Origin of the sequence: Actinoplanes sp. NPDC051861 (assembly GCF_040681145.1) — a bacterium.
In the GTDB taxonomy this organism is placed as follows: domain Bacteria; phylum Actinomycetota; class Actinomycetes; order Mycobacteriales; family Micromonosporaceae; genus Actinoplanes.
In genome coordinates this window covers 42256-62152 of sequence record NZ_JBFAYE010000008.1, presented here as the reverse complement: position 1 = coordinate 62152, position 19897 = coordinate 42256, and the positions used below count along the sequence as shown (strand labels likewise).

Below are 19897 nucleotides of genomic sequence, written 5' to 3'. Positions count from 1 at the left end.
CGTGGCCGCAGCTGACGCAGACCTGGACGCTGCGACCACCGCTATCACCGGCCTCGGCCTGGTCGAGGACGCCGAGCTGATCGCCGCGGGGATCCGGGACGGCAGCTGGGTGGACGGCACGCTCGGCGGGGTCGGCGCCTCGTTGGACACCCTGGCCCTGGCGATGGATCCCCTCGGCACCCTGGCGGCGTGGGGCGTCGCCTGGCTGATCGAACACGTCCGCCCACTACAGGAAGGCCTGAACTGGCTGGCCGGCAACGCCGATGAGGTCGCCGCGCAGGCCACGACGTGGGCCCAGGTGGCAGCCGCTGTTGACCTCGCCCGCCAGGACTTCGCCGACCACCTCCAGTTGGAACTCGGCGCCTGGTCAGGCGCGACCGCCAACGCCTACCGAGCCCACGCGGACAGCCAACTGACCGTCCTGCAGGGCATCAGCACCGCAACCGGCGGCATCGCCTCAGCAGTCGAAGGCGCCGGCCTGGTGGTGGGGCTGGTCCGCAGTCTGGTCCGAGACCTGATCGCCCAGTTCGTCGGAACCCTGGCGGTTCGGTTACCCCAATGGCTGGCGATGGAGGGCCTCAGCCTCGGCGTCGCGACACCCCTGGTGGCGAGCCAGGTCGCGGGGCTGGTCGCCCGCTGCGTGAACGAGATCCAGCACTTCCTCCGGGCATTGCTGAACAGCCTGCGGCGTCTCCTGCCCGATGTCGACGGTCTGAAGGAGATTCTCAACAAGCTCGGCGTGATGTCCGCCGAGAGCGCCCGCAAGTCACCGACCAGCGCGGGCGGCCGGGCCGGCACCGCAGGCACGTCCGCTGAGACGCCGGGCAGCGGCGGGCATGACAAACCGGACCCGAAGGCCGACGCGCACCGTGCCTTCACGGACAACATCGTCGCGCAGCCCCGCTCCGTGGCCGGGCGTTCCGCGCAGTCAATTGCTGATGAATTCAACGGGGCCGGGTACCCTGCGGTCGTCGAGCAGAGCACCAGAAAAGGCACTTCCGGCAAAGCCGTTCAGGTGCGTATCGAGGGGCATCCCGAGGTCACCAACATTCAGGTGCACCCGGGTGGGGGCAGGCACACACCGGAAGGTTCGCCCTATTGGAAGATCTCGACGAGCACCGAGGGAAAGATCTGGGTGATCCCCAAGGATTTCCGGGGCGCCGACGAACTGGTGGGGAAAGTGGTGCGCTATGACGATTAAGGTCATCAAGGTGGACCGGGTGGGCTCCGCCGACGAGGCGACCACTCTCGAAGCGCTGGGTGCTGGCGTCATCGGCGTCGACGTGGACGTCGATCCGCGATTCGCGGATGATCGCACCCTGGACGCAGGGCACGTCGCGAGGATTCGGCAGGAGATCCGGCGGGCCAAGATCGCCGTCGCCATGAATCTCCATGCCGACCCGGCACACGTGGTCGAGCGCGCGAGGCTCACCGGAGCCGACCTGGTCCAGCCGATCACCAGCGCCATTCCGCCACACCCGGTGCGTCTTGCCCTCAGGGACGCAGGCATCGGCATCGTCTATGCCGGCATTGAGATCTCCCACGACGACGATCCCGGCTGGGTCTTCGGCACCTACGACGACACACCCGACCTCAACGCCTCGCTGTTCCAGGTCGAGGTGTTACCGGAGTATCGAGACTCGTGGGCCTTCCTCCGCGACCGCTCCCCCGAATTCGAGGACGAGTTCCAGATCGACGACCTCGTCGACCTGGCTCGCGATCGGCCGATCACGGTGGGACTCGACCTGACAACACAGAATCTCGGTGAGGTCGCTGCGGCGCTGGTCACCGTGCAAGGCTTCACCGTCACGCTGGCCGAACGGGCAACTCGGGCTGACGCAAGGCATCGCTCGTACGTCGAAATCGTCGACATCCTGAAGGCAGCCTGATTTCAGCCTTTCTCCCACCACTGGAGGATTCGCAAGGCGCGGAGCGTGTTCCAGCGGCTGGGTTGGCCCGGCTGCTCGAAGTCGAACCAGACTTGGCCCGGGTGTACGCGGTCCAGCAGCCACCAGCCCTCCGGACGGCGTTTCGAGCGGACGACCTCGACGGCCTCATTCAAACGGGGGTCCGGTGGCGCCCCCGCCCGGCGGAAGTAGTCCAGGGCGCGCAGCACGTCGTAGTGCCAGTAATAGGGGAAGGCGAAATCCAGATACTCCGGCTTGATCACCGCCCCGTCACGGCGGCGGCGGAACAGTCCTCGGGAGAGCAGGTACTCCTCTCCGCGACGGCGGGTCTCCGCGGCGGCCGGGAACGCCAGCAGGCCGTCCAGGACGCATAACGTCGTGTCGAAAGACGCGTGCGGCGATTCCTCGCAGTTCCAGCCTCCGTCGGGAAGCTGTTCGGATACGAGGCGGGCGACGAGCGGGTTCACGTTCATTCCGAAGTAGGCGCCGGTCTCGATGGTTCGGCCGTTGATGCACGGCTCTACCTCGCCGCCGAAGTACGGGAGATTGTCGTACTCCCAGCGGCCGTTCGCGGCGACCAGGCAGATCGCGCGCCGCGCCGAGGGGCACGACGGGTCGAGGCCGAGTATCTGCAATGTCTGCAGGGTGTGCATGGTCGCCGTCCATGGTTGTCCCGGCGATTCGTCGGTGAAGTCCCAGCCGCCGGGGAAGCAGGCGCCGCCGGCCCACAGGCCGTTCTCGTCCGCCAGTGACAGCAGGCGGGCACTCCAGCCGGCATGTTCGATCTCGGCGCGGTCGGGCGCCGCGTCCGTGGCGAGCAGGTCTCGCTTGACCTGCCATCGCAGTGCGGGATCCGAGTCCAGCAGCCAGTCGATGACGTTCATGAAAGCAACCTATCGATGGCCATTGTTGTGGGAGCGCTCCCATGCAACCATGACGTCATGTTCCCCAAACCCCTCTCTGCCGTCCTCACCGGCTTGGCGGTTCTGGCTGCGACGGCGGCCACCGCGGTCCTGACCTCCGCCTCCCCAGCGAGCGCCGCCGGCACCGGCACCGGCTACCTCCACACGTCCGGTAACAAGATCGTCGACTCGACCGGGGCCACCGTCCGGTTGACCGGGATCAACTGGTTCGGGATGGAGACCGACAACAAGACGTTCCACGGTCTCTGGTCGAACAACCCGTGGCGCGGCCAGATCGACACGATGGCCTCGCTCGGCTACAACACGCTGCGCATCCCGTATTCGGACGACGCGCTCAAGACCGGCGCGACCGCGACCAGCGTCAACGACTACACCAATCCGGACCTGGCGGGCCTCGGGCCGCTGGAGATCCTGGACAAGGTCATCGGGTACGCCGGGCAGAAGGGCATGCGCGTCATCCTCGACCGGCACCGCCCGACCGCCGCGGGGCAGAGCGCGCTCTGGTACACGGCAGGTGTACCAGAGAGCACCTGGATCGCGAACTGGCAGATGCTCGCCCGCCGCTACGCCGGGAACACCACGGTGATCGGCGCGGACCTGCACAACGAGCCGCACGCCGAGGGCACCAACCCGGCCGCGACCGGTTCCTGCTGGGGCTGCGGCGACACGGCCCGGGACTGGCGGCTGGCGGCTGAGCGCGCCGGCAACGCGATTTTGTCGGTTCAGCCGAACTGGCTCATCTTCGTCGAGGGGGTGAGCTGCCCGAGCGGCGGCCTCTCCAACACGTGGGACAACGATCCCAGCAACGACGAGGACTGCGGCTGGTGGGGCGGCAACCTGACGAAGGCCGGCGAGTTCCCGGTGCGGCTCAGCGTCGCCAACCGGCTCGTCTACTCGCCCCATGAGTACGCCACCTCGGTCTTCCACCAGAAGTGGTTCGACGACCCGTCCTACCCGGCGAACATGCCGGCGATCTGGGACAAGTACTGGGGATACCTCTACAAGCAGAACATCGCCCCGATCATGATGGGCGAGTTCGGCTCGACACTGCAGAACCCGGTCGACAAGGTGTGGCTGCAGAACCTGCTCGCCTACACCGGGACCGGCGTCAACGGGATGTCGTTCACCTACTGGGCGTGGAACCCGAACTCCGGCGACACGGGTGGCATCGCCAACGACGACTGGACCACGATCAACACGGCGAAACAGGCGATCATTTCCCCGTACCTTATTGCTCCTGTTGGTGGAAACGGCCCGAATCCGTCCCCGTCGGTCTCCACCCCCGATCCGGTTGGTTCCTGCAGCGTGACCTACTCGCAGACCAACGCCTGGCAGGGTGGTTTCCAGGGATCGCTGCAGGTCCGCAACGCGGGCAACACCACGCTGAACCCCTGGCAGGTGACCTGGACGTGGCCTTCCGGGGTGACGCTGGGCAGCGGCTGGAACGCAACGGTCACCCAGAGCGGGACAACGGTAACGGCCGCGGCGCCATCTCACGCGCCGTCGCTCGCCGCCGGCAGCGCGGTTTCCATCGGTTTCACAGCCAACGGTACGGCGAGCGCGCCGTCATCCGTGAAATTGAACGGTTCCGCCTGTTCCTGAACGGTGACCGGTGGCGGCGTTCCAGCCGGGGCGCCGCCACCACGCACTTTCCTTCAGTCCGTCCCCACGGTGCCGATACTCGCGGCATCACGGATGAACTGCCGGAAAGGACTCCATGTCATGACCAGTGCCTCGGAGCGTGGCGTGCCAGTCCGCGCCGATCTATGGCGGCCGGACGACGAAGTGCTCAACAGCGTCATCGCCAAATGCCTGGCGGAGGCGCAGACCAAGGCGGGCGGCGAGGGCGGCAGCCCGGTCCTGATCGCCGGCGGCCTGATCCTGTCCGCCCTGGGGCTGACCGTCGCGCTCGGCACCGGCAAACCGCTGCTGGCCTTCGCGGTCGTAGCCGCACTCGCCGTCGTCGGCATCGCGTACGTAGCGATGAAGTCGGCACCCGTCACCGTCGACCGCACCCAGGTGCTCACCCTCACCGGCGGCCCGGGCTTCCTGCCCGCCGGCTACCTGGTCTACCCACCGGCCTGGCAGGCCGGCATGGAGGAGTACGTCTCCACGGTCTCGGACAGGCACCTCCGGATCGCGGTCCGCCTGTGCCGGGAGTACCCGGGCTCGGTCTGCGACCTGCTGCGGATGGTCCGGCGCACGGAGAGGTACGTCGACGCCCACGCCCACGGCAAGGCGGTGACGGAGAACGAGGTCGTCCGGGCGGCCACCCGCATCATCAAGGAACAGATGGCGCAGTCCCCGACCCGCGTCCTGACAAAGGCGAAATAATACGGTACGGCGGCTCCGCTTCTCAACGGAGCCGCCGTTCCAAGTAGATTTCCGTCAGTTTCCCGAATCGACTACCAACTCATAGTCGGGCACTTTCTCCTCACCTCGGATAATCCTCAAACCGCCATCAGGAACCAAAGCGTTCAGTGGCATGAGCCCTTGTAAGCAGGATGAACACCAGAAAACGGCGGTTCCACGATCGCTACCGTCTGCATCAACGAGGAAGATGAGACTCAGAGCTGCCACGCCGCACGACGGGCAGGCAGTGTTCGCGACACCGGCGGGGTGACGCCACACCTCCTCGTACAAGGACAGCCACGCCTCGTAGGCACTAGACCCAGTGCTCACTTGAGGTTCCTTCCAACCGTATCCCACCAGGTGTTTTCATACGCTATCGCAGTGCTCTCCCACACATTACCTTCGTCGTATGTCTTCGGATATCCCATGCCCGCCCGCAACTGATCGACGTGATAACGCTCATGAGCCAACGTCCTGGCCAACTGTTCCTCGTCGCGGAACGCAGCCCGAGTGAGAGTCACCTTCTGATCAGGCGCGGTCGAGCCGGCATACCCGTCCCGACCCTTGTCGATCTTGATCTTCACGTCTGATATGTCGATTCCGTATTTCTCCGCTATCTGACATACACATTCCATCGTCATGGGTAGCCGACTGCCCTTTGCGCCAGCGGATGAGGTTCTCAGTAGAGAGTCATCCGCGCCACGGCGGCCGAGATACTGGACGCGTGCCAGAACGTCGTCAGCCCATTTGATGTCATCTACCCAGCGCAGGATCGCCCCGGCCGCCCGGGCGATTACCGGGATGGTCTCCAGCGCTTTCCAGGCTCTGCCCAGGGGCAGGGCGCCGGCTAGCGACATCGCGCAGGCCTTGAGGTTGCCGCGGGTGACGCAGTCGAGGATGTCGGTGATGCCGAAGAACTCCATGAGGATCTTGCCGCCGGCGGCGACGATGACGTCGATGACGTTCTTCTTCTTGATTTCCTGGGCTCGCTGGACCTCTTCGTCGGAGAGGCCGTTTTCGGCGGTGGTGTTCTGGCCTCCGTTGTTGCCGCCGCTGTCGTCGTCGGGGTCCTCGGTCAGCTCGAACTTGCCGTCGTCGCCGATGGTCCACTGTTCGTCGTTCTCGTCGAGCAGTTCGCCCTCGTCTGTGCCGGTGTTGCCGATCATCGGCCGGGCGCCCGTCGGGTCGCTGTAGGTGATCGGGCTGTTGTTGGCGTAGCCGTACGCGTTCCACTGGCGCGGATCGGCGAGGTCCTGCAACGGGTCGACCGAGATGAAGCGGCCGAGCACCGGGTCGTACTCGCGGGCGCCCAGATGCACCAGTCCGGTCGGGCTGTTGTCGCCGCCCACGAAGCCCTTGTTGTTCGGCCACTGCGCCGGCGTCCCGCGCGTTCCCCCGTACGGTGTCTGCCGCCGGATCGTGACCGCCTGGCTGTAGGCGTTGACCGCGATCTGCTGCGTGCCCTGGTGGTCGCTGAACAGCCAGGTCAGCGCTTGGGTGCCGGTGGTGCGGGAGGCGACCGCCCGGCCGCCGAAGCTGTAGTAGCGGGTGGCGGCGAAGGTGGCTGTGCTCCCGCTGACGTTGCGCCGGATCTCCATGCCCGGCAGGTAGAGGGTCTGGCCGCCCGCGTCCCGCCGGACGATCCGGTTGCCGTCGGCGTCGTAGACGTTCTCCTCGACCAGCGTGCCACCCCTGGTCACCCTGGCCAGGTGGCCCTCGGCGTCCCAGGTCAGCGATTGGTCGTCGCCGGGCCGGGTGGTCATGTTGCCGATGGCGTCGTAGCCGTAGGAGACCGTCGTGCCGGTGGTCTGGCCGGGCAGTGTGGTCGTCATCGCCGCGACGGAGTGCGGCCGCACCGAGCCGGCGCCGGATGGCGGCACCGCGTACGCGCGGACCGTGTCGCCGGCCGCCGCGTGCGAGACCTCCTTCGTACGGTTGCCGATCTTGTCGTAGGTCCAGTCGATCCAGTACGGCGCGGGGCCGCCCAGGCCGGCGAGGCTCGGTGTGGCGGTTGAACAGTCGACCGCACCCGACGGCGTCCAGGCGGTGGTCAGCTGACCCAGTTCGTCCTGGCGGAAGCACTGCCGGTCGGCCGCGCCCACGGCGGGCGTGTCGGCGACACCGATGATGTTGCCGGCGTCGTCGTAGTCGTATCTGCGTTGTGACACCGTTCCGGCCGCGGTTTCCGGCTTGACCTGCACGGTGTCGACCCGGCGGGTGTACGTGTCATACGAGATCGCCTGCTGCGCGTACACCCCGCCGGTGAACATCATCGTGGTGACGGTGGGTTCGCCGTACGAGCTGTACTCCTGCTTGGAGACGTACGAGTCGACTCCCGACCAGGCCGTCCTCAGGCGCACCGGCAGTGCCGTCGTGTCGTCGTAGACCGTGGTCACCTGCTCGCTGGCGAGGTTGCCGCCCGCCGGATAGGTCACCGAGGTAGCCGCCCCGTTGGTCTCCGCGTAGCCGTACCCATACGTGTAGGTGCCCGCCAGGCCCGTCTCGTTCGCGGGGATCACGTAGTGAGCGCCGGTCGGCTGGTACCGGCTGGTGAAGCCGAGCGCCCGCCACCGGTAGGCGTTGCCCGCGGCGTCGTACCGTGCCGTCTCGGTGAGCTGGCCACGGACCAGGCCGCCGGTCGTCCACAGCTTGTCGTAGATCCACTCGGCGCGTTTCGCCGAGCCCTCCAGGACCGCGGTCTTGCGGCCGAGGCTGTCGTAGGTGAACTGCAGCGTCTTGCCGAGGGCGTCGGTGGTCGACGTCTGCTCGTTGAACTCGTTGTACGCGCTGGTGGTCCGCCCGCGGTCCGGGTCGACGGCCTCGGTCCGGCGCCCCTTGACGTCGTACGCGTACGTCCACTCGTTCCCGGCCGTGTCGGCGACCTTGGTCAGCTGCCCCTTGCCGTTGTACGTGTACTTCGTGTTCGAGGCCGAACCTTGCCGGAGTTCGACCGTCCGGCCCTGCGCGTCCACGATCGTCGTCGTCGTGGTGCCGCCGTCCGGGGGTACGACCGTGGTCCGGTCACCCTCGTAGGCCGTCGTCGTACGCCACCGCTCGGCGATGTTGGTCTCGCCGTACCCGGAGAGGAAGATGCTGTTCGTGACCCGGTTCGCCTGGTCGTAGACGTTCCGGTTCTGCGTCGGCACCGACCACTCCGGCTCCCACCAGAGGTTGCCGGAGGGCGCGCCCGGTTCGGCGTGCGCGCCGTACGTCATCTCGATCCGGCCGTGGGTGTCGTACAGCGTGTCGGTGACGACGCGTTCGCCGGCGAGGACCTGGCTCTGGTTCTGCCGTGGCCTCAGGAAGCCGTCGTAGATGGCGATCGAGACGTCGTATCCGCCGACGGCGTTGAGGGTCTCGGTCCGCACGTACGGATAGGTCTTGCGCTCCGCCGACCAGAAGTAGCTGAACTGCGACGACGGCTTGTCGGAGTGGGCCGACCGGGACCAGCCCGTGTTCCACACCTTGCTGACCCGGCCGAGCGGGTCGTAGACGACCTCGGTGACCCGCCCGTTGGGGTCGGTCGTCTTCGTCGGCAGCCCCCAGTACGGGTTCTTCTCGGTGGTCGTGGCCCAGGAGAGGCTGTTGTTGCTGACCTCCTTGGTGACCAGGCCGCCGGCCGGGCTGAGGTCCAGGTCGGTGTAGTTGTTCTTGATGTCGGTGGTGCGGTCGGGACGGCCGAACGCGTCGAAGGTCGCCGTGCCCGTCTTCTGCCACACCGTGCCGCCGGCGGCTGTCCACGACTGCAGCCCTTCGACGCGGGTGGGCAGTCCGCGGGTCGGCGGTCTGTCGAGCGCCGTCGCGTCGTCGTAGAAGGTCCGGGCGTCCGAGACGATGTGATCGGCACTCGACGGGGTGGCGCCACAGGTCTGTGCCCGGGTGGTGACCTGGCTGGGGAGGATGGTCAGGTTGGTGGTGAGGTTGCGGTTGTAGGTGTGGGAGACGCAGGTCTCGTCACCGGTCTTCGCGATGTCCCCGTTGTCCTGGATCCACTTGACGGTTCCGTAGAGGCCGTCGCGTTCCGTGACGCTGCTGGTGGTCCGCCACCCACGGCTGCCGTGGTCGCCGAGCGCGGTGGCCGAGTACGTCACCCGCGTGTTGACGAACCGCGCCTCCGCGACGTCACCGTTGACGGTCCGGGACGCGAGCGGGTCCGACCGCCACGGCACGTTCACTGTCTTCTGGACCGGCCTGCTGGTGCTGCCGTTGTAGACGACCTGCTCGCGGACCATCCCGGCGAACTGGTCCTCGTCGTAGACGGTCTCGTCGCCGAGCGAGGCCGGCACGGTCACCGGCTGGGTCTGGCCGCGGTCGCCGTGCATGCCGCGCAGGTACCTGGTCTCGGTGAGCGTCTTGCTGCTGTCGCCGACCTCGGTGACCACCGTGCCGTACCCGCGGAACTGGTTCCACGTCTTGTACTTCGGTTTGCTGAGGCCGTCGTCGTCGGCGTAGTGCCACGCCGGCGAGCCCACGTACAGGTAGTAGGTGTTCCTGGTCGGCGCCTGGTGGCCGTCGGCCAGCTGCACGTCGGTCTCGGTGACCTGGGTGACCACGTACTTGTGCCACCACTCGGTGAGGTCGCCGCCGGAGGTGGACAGCGGGTCGGGGCCGCGCACCGGGTAGCAGAGCCGGGTGTTGTTCTGCGGTGACGCCGGGAGGCTGGACGACGTGCAGTCCCGGTCGGAGTACGTCACCTTGATGAGGGCGCCGGTCTCGGTCTGCACCGCGGAGAGCCGCTGCCAGTTGCTGGTGGTGTTCGACTGGGTGAGAACCCGGTTCCGCATCGGGATCGGCGTGAACGTCACCGGCGGCATCTGCGCCGTGCCGCCGACGTGACCGGTACGCGTGATCGAGTCCAGCCACAGTCCGGCGTTCTCGCCGTCGCCCGGGGAAGGGAAGCTGTGCCGCAGGGTCCACGAGTCGACGTCCTGCCACCCGGCCGGTGACTTCGTGGTGTCCCACACCCGGGTGGTCACCCCGCTCAGCCGCTTGGTGCTCCAGAACGTCGGCGAGTAGTTGGTGCCGCAGTTCGCGGCGGACGCCGTGCACTCCTGGTCCCACGGGGTGTCCGGCCAGTTGGCGCCGTGCGTGCCGCAGTCGGTGGTGCACCGGTCGGCGGGGGTGAACGACACCTGCGCCAGCGGGGTCACCGACCGGTCGACCGCGCCCGAGGCGGTCAGCCGGTCCCAGGTGCCGTAATCCGCGCGCAGCAGATGGCCGCCGCGCACGTAGCCGGCCTTCTTGTCCGAGGTCACCTCGGCCGCGTAGAAGTTGGTCTCCTTCGCGTACCAGTACGACAGCGTGTTGCCGTGCACGTCGACGACGTAGTCGAGGTTCCACCGCCACACCTGGTCGCAGGCGGACTTGCCGAAGGTGTCGCCGTGACACGGCTCGCCCGAGTGGTTGCCGTACACCGGCACGGTCCACGCCGAGTTGGTGTCCGAGCTCTGTCCCGGCAGCCTGTTGAGGCCGAAGTAGTACCGGGTCCCGTCGGTGGTGGTCACCACCCAGTGCTCGCCGCCGGCGGTCTTCTTCTCGATCTTCGAGCCGTCCTCGGCGCGGGCGTGCCAGCCCTTGGACTCCTGGAAGATCAGCTCACCGCCGCCGCCGTTGAGCGACATCGTGGCGTTGTCCGAGCGCCAGCACAGGTCACCGGTCTGCTCCGGGTTGTTCGGGCTGCCGGCCTTGTCGTCGGCGCATGGCACGTACCGCCGTTCGATGTAGCCGGGCGAGAACTCGAAGCCCTCACCGATCCAGGACGGCTGGTTGTTGGTGGCCGACGAGCGCCCGTCGACGCTCGCCGACGAATAGCTCAGCTCGACCTTGGGCTGCGGCCCGGCGATACCGGGCGGCACCCGCATCGGGTACGACCAGTTGAACGAGCCGGACGAACCGCCGTGGCTCCAGGTCGAGGAGGGTGCCAGCGAGGTGGCCGTGAAGTCACCCGACGGACCGGACGCACCCGCCGCCAGCGCCACCAGACCGGCCGTGGCGACGCTCGTCTCGGCCGTCATCACCCCGGCGGCGGGGTCGTTGCGCGCCGGCAGCGGTGTCGCGGCACAGGCGTCGGCCTCGGGAGTGGTCAGGGCGCACTCGGGGAGGTTCCACATGCGCAGCCGGGAGGACCAGTCCGCGCCGTACGCGTACCGGAATCCGGAGTAGTCGATCGCGACCCGGGCCTTCCCACTGGAGCCCTCCGCCTCGGGGACCCGCGCGACGACGCCGTCGCGCCAGACCTCGGGGAGCCGGCGGCGGTCGAGCACCTCGACCGCCGCGGTGCCCCCGCCGGGGAGGGTCACCCGGGCTGTCCCGGATTTCGGCCACACCGGTTCCGGCAGGTCGGACGGTTTCGGCGCGGGCAGGACGGTGCCGCGCCCCCTGACCTCGCCGCCGTGCGAGTCGAGCTTCTCCGACTGGGCCTTCAGTGGCGTCGAGGGGTTCCGGGGCCCGGCCTGCGCCGGCGGTGTGGTGAGGAGTGTGACGGCCAGCGTGGCCGCACCGGCGGCGGCCAGGAGCCGCCGGCCGAATCCTGATTCGAAGTACATTTCACCCTTTCCGAGCTGGATCAGAGCTGAATCAGAGCGGCGACTGCTCGCTGGTGATCTCGTTGACCTGGCCGCTGGTCAGATGCCCCTGGTAGACCGCGACGTCGTCGATCCCGCCGACCCACTGGTCGTAGTACGCGCCGTTGCCGGCGTCCGCCGACCACCAGCCGCGGCCGACGCTCAGCGACCCCGGTGCGCTCCACAGCACGCCCGGCCCGGTCGCGGCGACCGCGCCGTTGACGTACAGGCGCATCTGGACGGTGCTGTGCGCGACGTAGACGAAGACCAGGTGGTACCACTCGTCCAGGTCGTCCGCGGTCAGCAGCGCCGGCGCGATCAGGTGGCTGTACACCTCGTTCTCGGTCCTGTCGGCGTTGACCGTCATCACCTGGAAGCGGGGCCCGGTGACGCCGTTCACGGTGGACTGCCGGATGCCGACGTAGAACGGCGAGACGAAGGTCCCCCGCTGGGCGAGAGCGGTCATGGTGCCCGCGAGCTGCCGTGGCTGCACCCACACCGAGACCGCGAAGGACTGTTCGGTACGCAGCAGCGGCCCGCTCACCCACTGCTGCGGCTCACCGGCGAGCGCCACGTTCCGTTCGCTCGTCCCGTACTCGATGGTGGTCTTTCCGTAGTTGGGGTCGGCCGGGTCCTCGGTGAAGTGCGTGGTGTCCACGGCCAGGCCCTGACTCCGGTTGCCGGGACCCGACGTGGTGCCCTCGGTCAGCGCGAACCTGCGATTCCACCCGGTGCCCAGGTCGAGGGCCTGGCAGCGTTCCGCATCGCCGGCCTGCGGGCAGGGCAGGATCGTCTCGAAGTCCCACCCGCCGACCTGCACGGGCGCGACGATGCCCGGCTCGTCGACGCCGCCGGAGTCCGGCTCCGACGCCATCTTGCCGCTGAAGTCGTTGAGCACGAGCACCCGGTCGAAGGCCTGCACGTCCGTGACGCTGCCGACCACGTAGTCGAGCCACTGGCTGCCGGTGTACTTGCGGCTGCCGATCCGGAACGGGCCGTTCGCCTTCCACGCCGTGGGCGCGGTGACCTCGGCCTTGAGCCCGGCGTCCACCCATAGGCTGATCCGCTTGGTGGTCTCGTCGTAGACGCCGGCCAGGTGGGTCCATCGGCCGGCCACGGCGAGGCCCGCGGCGCATGCGTACGTGTACGCCCCGGTCGCCGCCGTGTCCGTGTTACGCAGGCCGAAGCACCAGGACTTCTCCGCGACACCGTCCCCGGTCACGTCGTCCGCCCGGTACTGGAGCTGGAAGTTCGCCACGTTCGCGCCGTCCTGCGACACGAAGGTCTGCGCGCCGGTCAGCGAGTCGAGCCGGACCCAGGCCGCCACCGAGTAGCTCTTGGTCGTGTCCAGGAAGGCCGGGGTGGTGACGTTGTTGGCACCGGTGAACGTGAGGTTCTTCGCGTCGATCACCCGGCCCTTGTCGGCCCAGGCGGCGCCGGACACGGTCAGCGCGTTGTCACCGGCGAGCGCCGCCTGCCGGTCCATCAGCGCGCCCGCCTCGTCCTCCACGGGCGTGGTCTCCAGCAGCCACCGGGCAAGCGGCGGCGACGGCCGGGCGACCTCGAACTGGAGGGAGCCGTACCCGGCGTTGGCCGTGGCGTCGACCGCCTTGACGTACAGCACGGTGATGCCGAACTTGGGCGCGGTCAGGGTGACGGTGGCGTGCTTGCCGGTCTTGCCGCTGACCGTCGCCGCGGTCACCGTCGAGGTGTATCCCTCGGTCCAGCCGTACTGGAACTTGGTGACGTCGCTGTAGGTGGAGGAAAAGGTGAACGTACCGGGCTTGCCGGGGCCCACGGGCAGAGCCACCGGTGTGACGACCACGTCCGGTTTCGTGGTGTCGACAGTGAAGTAGCAATAGTCCGAGAGCGGGCTGTCGATGTCGTACGGGTCGGTCGCGAAGACCCGGAACGCGTACCTCGTGTTGGTGACCAGCCCGGTGACCCGGGCGGTCTGGCTGCGGGTGTTCGCGGTCGCCGAGGTCGCCGCCGGGCCGGTGATCTGGGTGAGAGCGCCGTTGGTGGCGACGCGGTACAGGCTCCAGGTCGCGCGGAGGTTCTGCGTGTTGCCGTCCTGGTCGCGCACGTCCGCCGAGAAGTACGGGTTGGTCACGCCGATCGAGATACCGGCGGCCGTGCACGCGACGCCGTTGACCTGCAGGCGCTCCGGTTTGGTCGGCTTGAAGTCGACGTCGGCGATCAGCTTCGCCTCGTTCGGGAGGAACTTCTTCCACCTTTTCCAGTCGCCCTCACCGGCGCCGTCCGCAGCGCCCGCGCGGAAGGCGAACGTCACCGACGCCATGCCCTTCTCGGCACGCTGCCCGATCAGGGCGGTCACCCCGCCGATGAAGTTCACCGTCGCGTCGGGCTGCGGTGAGTCGTCGCAACCGTCGCCCTCGTTAGCGTGCGACGAGACCGTGGTCAGGTGCTTGCCCACCGAGGTGCCCCAGGCGGTCCGCGGCGTGGTGATCGATCCGCCCACAAACATGCTGGTAGGCGTGCCGTCGCAGGACGCGCTGTGGGTCAGTTCCATCCGGACTCGCGCGTCGGCGACGTGTTTGTACCGGATCGCGGTCGTCGGGAACTCGATGAACGAGCGATAGACCTTGCCGCTGTTCGGATCGCTGCCGACCCGCGCCACCGAGGTGTCGGTGTTGTTCGAGTTGTTGTCGGTCGCGTACGCCCAGCGCGATTTCCCCGTGCTCCAGTCCGGGTCGATGTAGACCGGGAACTTCGCCTTCGGGCCGAGCAGCGACGGGTCGGGGCGCAGCCTCAGATCGCCTCCGGCGGTGACCTCCGTGCCGAGCTTCGCGATCTTGGCCGCGTCACCGGGGAGACGATGGCTGGACCGCACCTCGGACGCGGTCTCACCCGCCGGGACGCTGGAGTCCCACATCTGCGGCACGCTGGCCGTGGCCAGAAGCCGGCCGCCGGCGACGGCCTGCAGGGAGCCGTCCGGCAGGCGCTGCGTCACGGCGTCGCCGCCGAGGTCGAACCGGATCTCGCGGATCGCCGGGTTGGCGGCCGCCTCCGCGGTCTTGACGACCAGCACGTGCGTAAATCCGGTGCGGGTGGCCCGCATCACCAGGTCCACATCGGGCAGCACACCCGCGTAGGTGGCCGAGTCGCCGCTGACCTTCGGCTTCGGGAGCCTGCCCAGCGGCCACGACATGGTCAGCTTGCGGCCGGCGCGGACCAGCGTCATCAGCGGCCCGTCGCCGCCGGCCGAGAACCGTACGTCGGCCAGCGTCGCGGCCGGCCGCAGCACACCGTCCTTGCGCGCCAGGGTGGGATCGATGTCGACCCACTTGCCGGACCTGCGTACCCATTGGGGCACCGCCGACGCCTCGTAGGTCAGCCGCCCGGTCGGTTCCGCGAACGTCTGACTGAACTCGGTCCGCTCCGCCAGAGCCTCGACCCGCTTGCCGGACCTCAGCGCCGCCGCCATCGCCGCGTCGGCGGTCGCCTCCACACTCGGGACCGCCGGCGCGGCCGACACCGGGGAACCCGGCACCGCCGCACCCAACGCCATGGCCACCGTGACGGCCACGCCGCCACCAAGAACTGCTCGGAACAACCTCGCACGCCCCTCCCCGTCGTGCAGTCGGCACGATGAGGAGCGCACAGCCTCAGTGCGCCGCCTGCGCCCAGATCACGTATCGAGGAGTGTCATGACACTCACTCTCGATGCGCTCTCACGCGGCTATCGACGGGCTACTGACTGCTGTGGGCCGTACGAGATCTCAGCCGAGAGGTGCTGTCGACTCCCGGGTGACCAGCCGGCCGGCGATCGTCTCCACGCCCGATCCGGGGTTGCCCTCCATGGCCGCCGACAACCGCTGCGCGGCGATCCGCCCCAGCTGTTCCAGGTTCAGGTCGACCGTGGTCAGCGGGGGCCGGGCGTTCACCGCGAGGATGTTCCAGTTGTCGAAGCCGATCACCGCGACCTGGCCGGGCACGTCGATCCGCTCCTCGTGCAGCACGTCCAGCACGCCGCGGGCGATCTCGTCCGAGCCCGCGAAGATCGCGTCCACGTCCGGGGAGCGCTCCAGCAGCATCCGGGTGGCGCCTCGGCCCCACGCCTCCGACCACATCCCGAACCACACCTCGCCGCCGGCCAGCTCGAGGTTCTCCTCGGCGAGCCGGTCGAGGGCTCCGCGCGCCCGGTCGTGCGCCGCGCCGTAGCCCGGGTCGCCGGTGATGTGCGCGATCCTCCGCCGCCCGCAGCGGATCAGGTGGTCGACGGCGAGCCGGCCGCCGCCCACGTTGTCCGTCACGAGCGACAGGTCGGCCGGGTCGTCCGACGGCGCGTACGCGTAAACCACCGGCACCGGCAGATCGCGCCCGAGCGACGGCCGCGTGTCCGGCCGGGCGCCCACCACGATCAGCCCGTCCACCCGGCGGGTCAGCAGCGCCCGCAGGTGGTGTTTCTCCCGGATGCTGTCGCCGCGCGCGTCGCAGAGGAACACCGACGTCTGGTCGGAGCCGAACGCGTCCTCGGCGCCCATCAGGATCGGGATCGAGAACCGGCCCTCCAGGTCGGAGGTGAGCAGCCCGACCGTGCCGCTGCGCTGAGTGATCAGGCTCTGCGCGAACGTGTTCGGCGAGAACGAGAGCTGCTCGGCCGCCTTGACGACGCGCGCCCTGGTCTCGGCCCGCACCTGCGGCTGGCCGTTGAGCGCCTTGGACGCCGTCGCGACCGAGACGCCGGCGAGCCGGGCCACGTCGCGCAGGGTGACAGTACGGTTCGCCGCCACGCCGTTCGTTGCCTCCAAGAGCCCCCGCCTCCGATCTCGACGATTCTCAGCCGGGGCATCCCCGCCTGTCGAACCTCTTGACAAGAAAATCTCCACAGGATTACGTTCCTGAAAACGTTTTCGGCCACCGAAACCCTGGAGTGGCCAGCTCTCGAAATTCTATCTACCTGCCTAATTCCGTGGCTCAGCAGGCAGTAAGCCTAGTACACGCCGCGGCATGTCCGAAACACAAGCCCGAAACGAGGAGAGGCACAGTGAGAGGACGGATAACCCGCGGCATCCGCAGAGCGGTCGCCGCGACCGCGGCTCTCGGACTCGTCGCCGTGATGGCGGCCTGCGGGTCCGACGACGACAAGGCCACCGGCTCGTCCGGCACGGTCACCGCGGAGGGCACCGACGACGGCTCCGAGCTCACCCTGTGGACCCGGGCGCCGCTCGAGTTGCAGGCCAAGGCGCTGGTCGACGCGTACAACAAGTCGCACAAGAACCAGGTCAAGCTGACCATCGTCCCGAACGACGACTACGTGGCGAAGGTGGGCGCGGCGGCCGGCAGCGGCAACCTGCCCGACCTGTTCGCCGCGGACATCGTCTACGTGCCGAACTGGACCAAGGCCGGGCTGTTCAGCGACATGACCGAGCGGATCGGCCTGCTGCCGTACGCCGACAAGATCAACCAGGGGCACATCAAGGCCGGCACGTACGAGGACGCCAAGTACGTCCTGCCGTTCGTGCTCGACCTCTCGGTGATCTTCTACAACAAGGCTCTCTACAAGGAGGCCGGCCTCGATCCGGAGAAGGGCCCGACGACCCTCGACGAGTTCAAGGAGCAGGCCCTCGCCATCCAGAAGCTCGGCAAGAAGGACACCTACGGCACCTACTTCGGCGGCAACTGCGGCGGCTGCGGCGTCTTCACCTGGTTCCCGATGGTCTGGGCCAGCGGCGAGGAGGTCATGGACGCCGAGGGCACCAAGTCGCTGCTCGACGGCCCGGCCGCGCAGAAGGTCTACTCCACCTGGCGTGACCTGCAGGCCGCCGGCGCCATCGCCCCCGGCTCCAAGGACGAGACCGGTGCCACCTGGGTCGCCGCCTTCCAGGAGGGCAAGGTCGGCGTGATGCCGTACCCGGCGACGCTGCTGCCGACCGCCTCCAAGACCGTCGACGTCGGCGTCGTGCCGATCCCCGGCGCGACCGCGGGCGAGGGCTCCACCTTCATCGGCGGTGACGGCATCGGCATCTCGAAGGACTCCAAGAAGAACGACCAGGCCTGGAACTTCCTGGCCTGGCTGACCTCCGAGGCGGCCCAGGTCGACGTGCTCGCCGCCGGCAACAGCACGGTCGCGCGGACCGACCTGGCCGACAACCAGTACTCGGCCAAGGACCCGCGGGTCGTCACGGTGAACAAGGTCGCGGCGTCGCCGCAGAGCAAGACCCCATTCGCGATCAACTTCCAGCAGGCCTTCAACGCACCGGGCAGCCCCTGGGTCACCCTCTTCCGCAACCAGGTCTACGGGGAAGCCGGCTCGCTCGCGAACGACAACGCCGCCATAACCGGCGTTCTCGGCCAGTAGCGCCGATGCGGCGCCGGGGCCAGACCGGCCCCGGCGCCGGGGCCAGACCGGCTCCGGCGCCGCACGACTTGCGGAGGAACCACGCGACATGCCACCACCCACCACGACACTGACCGCACCACCGGAACCGGCGGCGCCCGCGGCCCCACCCGCGCGCAGGCCGGCCCGGCGCTCCCCGGCCCTCGCCGGATGGGCGTACGCCACACCCACCGCGCTCTTCGTACTCATCTTCTTCGTCGTCCCGATCTTCCTGGTCGGCCGGATGTCGATCTCCGACTGGGGCCTGTTCGCCGGCAACCGCGGCATCAACGCCCCGGAGAACTTCACCGACGCGCTCGACCAGCGGCTGTTCTGGCCGGCGGTCTGGTTCACCGTCCAGTACACGGTGATCACCACCGTCATCCTGCTCGCGCTCGCCCTCGGCATCGCGCTGCTGGTGCAGGAGTCGAACCGCTGGACCGGCTTCCTGCGCACCTCGGTCCTGGTGCCCAGCGCCCTCGGCCTGGCCAGCGCGTCCCTGCTGTTCTACGCGCTGTACTCACCGCAGAGCAGCCCGCTCGGCTTCCTCGGCATCTCGTTCCTGGGCACTCCGGCCAGCGCGCTCTGGTCCACGGTCGCGCTGATCGTCTGGCGCTTCGCCGGCTTCTACATGCTCCTGCTGCTGGTCGGGCTGCAGGGCATCTCGGGTGACGTCTACGAGGCGGCCCGCCTCGACGGCGCGAACCGCTGGCAGACGTTCCGTCACGTCACGCTGCCGCTGCTGCGCTCGTCGCTCGCGCTCTGCACGATCCTCTGCGTCACCGGGTCGATGCTGGCGTTCGACCAGTTCTACATCCTCACCAAGGGCGGCCCGGACAACAGCACGCTCACCATCGTGCAGCTGATCTACAACGCGGCGTTCGCCGGAGCGAACAACCTGGGCCTCGCCGCCGCCCTCTCGATCCTCGTGCTCGCCGCCCTGCTGGTGCTGAACCTCGCCCAGTTCCGCGGACTGCGCGGAAAGGAGAGCTGAGCCGATGCGGCGGATGCCCTATTACGTCTTCACCGGCTCGCTGGCCGTGCTCTTCCTCGCCCCGATGATCTGGGCCGCGGTCGCCTCGGTCAGCCCGCAGGCCGGCACCGCGCAGGTCGAGGGCTGGGGCCTGGCCAACTACCAGACCCTGGCGAACTACCAGGCCGGCATCGGGGTCTACCTGGTCAACTCGACGATCGTGTCGCTGCTGACGGTCGGTTTCACGCTGTTCGTCTCGGTGCTCGGCGGGTACGCCTTCGCGATGTTCCGCTTCCCCGGCCGCAACGCCCTGTTCCTGCTCACCCTCGCCATCCTGATGGTCCCGTACGCCACCCTGCTCATCCCGCTCTACGTGCTGCTCAACGAGCTGGGCCTGCAGAACTCCCTGGTCGGGCTCGCGCTCGTGCTGGCCATGTTCCAGCTGCCGTTCGCCACGTTCATGATGCGGATCTCGTTCGAGGCGATCCCGGCCGAGATGCGCGAGGCCGCCCTGATCGACGGCTGCGGCTCGGTACGCGCCCTGCGCCACATCCTGGTCCCGGCCGTGAAACCGGGACTCATCACGGTCGGCCTGTTCGCGTTCCTCGCCGCCTGGAACGACTTCATCACGCCGCTGGTGCTGATCAGCGACTCCGACAAGGCACCTCTCCCGCTCGCCGTCGCCAACATGCGCCAGCAGGTGATGGGCATCGTCGACTACGGCGCGACGGAGGCCGGCGTGGTGGTGCTGGCGCTCCCCTGCGTCCTGCTCTTCCTCGCTCTCCAGCGGTACTACGTCCGCGGATTCATGTCCGGCGCTCTCAAAGGGTGATCCA

At 68.5% G+C, this 19897-nt stretch carries 11 protein-coding genes; 7 read left to right on the top strand and 4 right to left on the bottom strand.

What is annotated here, in order from left to right; genetic code table 11:
• Position 1 precedes the first annotated feature (1 nt).
• Both AB0M02_RS22475 and AB0M02_RS22470 read left to right on the top strand, forming a co-directional pair.
• Positions 2–1201 carry a hypothetical protein gene (locus AB0M02_RS22475; protein ID WP_364229627.1) on the top strand — a complete coding sequence of 400 codons (1200 nt, stop codon included), beginning with the start codon at positions 2–4 and terminating at the stop codon, positions 1199–1201.
• Positions 1191–1889, top strand: a complete 699-nt coding sequence (locus AB0M02_RS22470; protein ID WP_364229625.1) for a hypothetical protein — start codon at positions 1191–1193, stop codon at positions 1887–1889. The genes AB0M02_RS22475 and AB0M02_RS22470 overlap by 11 nt, the downstream gene beginning before the upstream one ends.
• A gap of 2 nt (positions 1890–1891) precedes the next feature.
• Here AB0M02_RS22470 and AB0M02_RS22465 read toward each other — a convergent pair whose 3' ends face one another.
• Positions 1892–2791 carry a hypothetical protein gene (locus tag AB0M02_RS22465; protein WP_364229622.1) on the bottom strand — a complete coding sequence of 300 codons (900 nt, stop codon included), beginning with the start codon at positions 2789–2791 and terminating at the stop codon, positions 1892–1894.
• Between the two features lie 57 nt (positions 2792–2848).
• On the opposite strand from AB0M02_RS22465, the gene AB0M02_RS22460 reads away from it, so the two are divergent.
• Together AB0M02_RS22460 and AB0M02_RS22455 are read left to right on the top strand one after the other, a co-directional pair.
• Positions 2849–4432 (top strand): cellulase family glycosylhydrolase, encoded by a 1584-nt coding sequence (locus tag AB0M02_RS22460; RefSeq protein WP_364229620.1) that lies wholly within the window; start codon positions 2849–2851, stop codon positions 4430–4432.
• 120 nt (positions 4433–4552) lie between these two features.
• Positions 4553–5164 carry a hypothetical protein gene (locus AB0M02_RS22455; RefSeq protein ID WP_364229618.1) on the top strand — a complete coding sequence of 204 codons (612 nt, stop codon included), beginning with the start codon at positions 4553–4555 and terminating at the stop codon, positions 5162–5164.
• A 344-nt stretch (positions 5165–5508) separates the two neighbouring features.
• Here AB0M02_RS22455 and AB0M02_RS22450 read toward each other — a convergent pair whose 3' ends face one another.
• The 3 genes from AB0M02_RS22450 to AB0M02_RS22440 all read right to left on the bottom strand — a co-directional run bounded on the left by AB0M02_RS22450 (position 5509) and on the right by AB0M02_RS22440 (position 16520).
• The gene (locus tag AB0M02_RS22450) at positions 5509–11727 is read right to left on the bottom strand and encodes an RHS repeat-associated core domain-containing protein (protein WP_364229616.1); all 6219 of its coding nucleotides are present in this window, start codon (positions 11725–11727) and stop codon (positions 5509–5511) included.
• Positions 11728–11758: 31 nt separating this feature from the next.
• Positions 11759–15295: a LamG domain-containing protein gene (locus AB0M02_RS22445; protein ID WP_364229614.1), complete on the bottom strand. Its 3537-nt coding sequence runs from the start codon at positions 15293–15295 to the stop codon at positions 11759–11761.
• Positions 15296–15488: 193 nt separating this feature from the next.
• Complete coding sequence (locus AB0M02_RS22440) at positions 15489–16520, bottom strand: LacI family DNA-binding transcriptional regulator (RefSeq protein WP_364229612.1); 1032 nt, start codon at positions 16518–16520, stop codon at positions 15489–15491.
• 236 nt (positions 16521–16756) lie between these two features.
• On the opposite strand from AB0M02_RS22440, the gene AB0M02_RS22435 reads away from it, so the two are divergent.
• From AB0M02_RS22435 to AB0M02_RS22425, 3 genes are all read left to right on the top strand, one after another.
• Positions 16757–18070 carry a sugar ABC transporter substrate-binding protein gene (locus AB0M02_RS22435; protein WP_364229610.1) on the top strand — a complete coding sequence of 438 codons (1314 nt, stop codon included), beginning with the start codon at positions 16757–16759 and terminating at the stop codon, positions 18068–18070.
• Positions 18071–18158: 88 nt separating this feature from the next.
• Complete coding sequence (locus AB0M02_RS22430; protein WP_364229608.1) at positions 18159–19082, top strand: sugar ABC transporter permease; 924 nt, start codon at positions 18159–18161, stop codon at positions 19080–19082.
• Between the two features lie 4 nt (positions 19083–19086).
• Positions 19087–19893 (top strand): carbohydrate ABC transporter permease, encoded by an 807-nt coding sequence (locus AB0M02_RS22425; RefSeq protein ID WP_364229606.1) that lies wholly within the window; start codon positions 19087–19089, stop codon positions 19891–19893.
• Positions 19894–19897 lie beyond the last annotated feature (4 nt).

Excerpts from the sequence above, each read along its gene's own strand:
- AB0M02_RS22470 (WP_364229625.1), top strand. The coding sequence starts at position 1,191 with ATGACGATTAAGGTCATCAAGGTGGACCGGGTGGGCTCCGCCGACGAG.
- AB0M02_RS22465 (WP_364229622.1), bottom strand. The coding sequence starts at position 2,791 with ATGAACGTCATCGACTGGCTGCTGGACTCGGATCCCGCACTGCGATGG.
- AB0M02_RS22460 (WP_364229620.1), top strand. The coding sequence starts at position 2,849 with ATGTTCCCCAAACCCCTCTCTGCCGTCCTCACCGGCTTGGCGGTTCTG.
- AB0M02_RS22455 (WP_364229618.1), top strand. The coding sequence starts at position 4,553 with ATGACCAGTGCCTCGGAGCGTGGCGTGCCAGTCCGCGCCGATCTATGG.
- AB0M02_RS22450 (WP_364229616.1), bottom strand. The coding sequence starts at position 11,727 with ATGTACTTCGAATCAGGATTCGGCCGGCGGCTCCTGGCCGCCGCCGGT.
- AB0M02_RS22430 (WP_364229608.1), top strand. The coding sequence starts at position 18,159 with ATGCCACCACCCACCACGACACTGACCGCACCACCGGAACCGGCGGCG.
- AB0M02_RS22425 (WP_364229606.1), top strand. The coding sequence starts at position 19,087 with ATGCGGCGGATGCCCTATTACGTCTTCACCGGCTCGCTGGCCGTGCTC.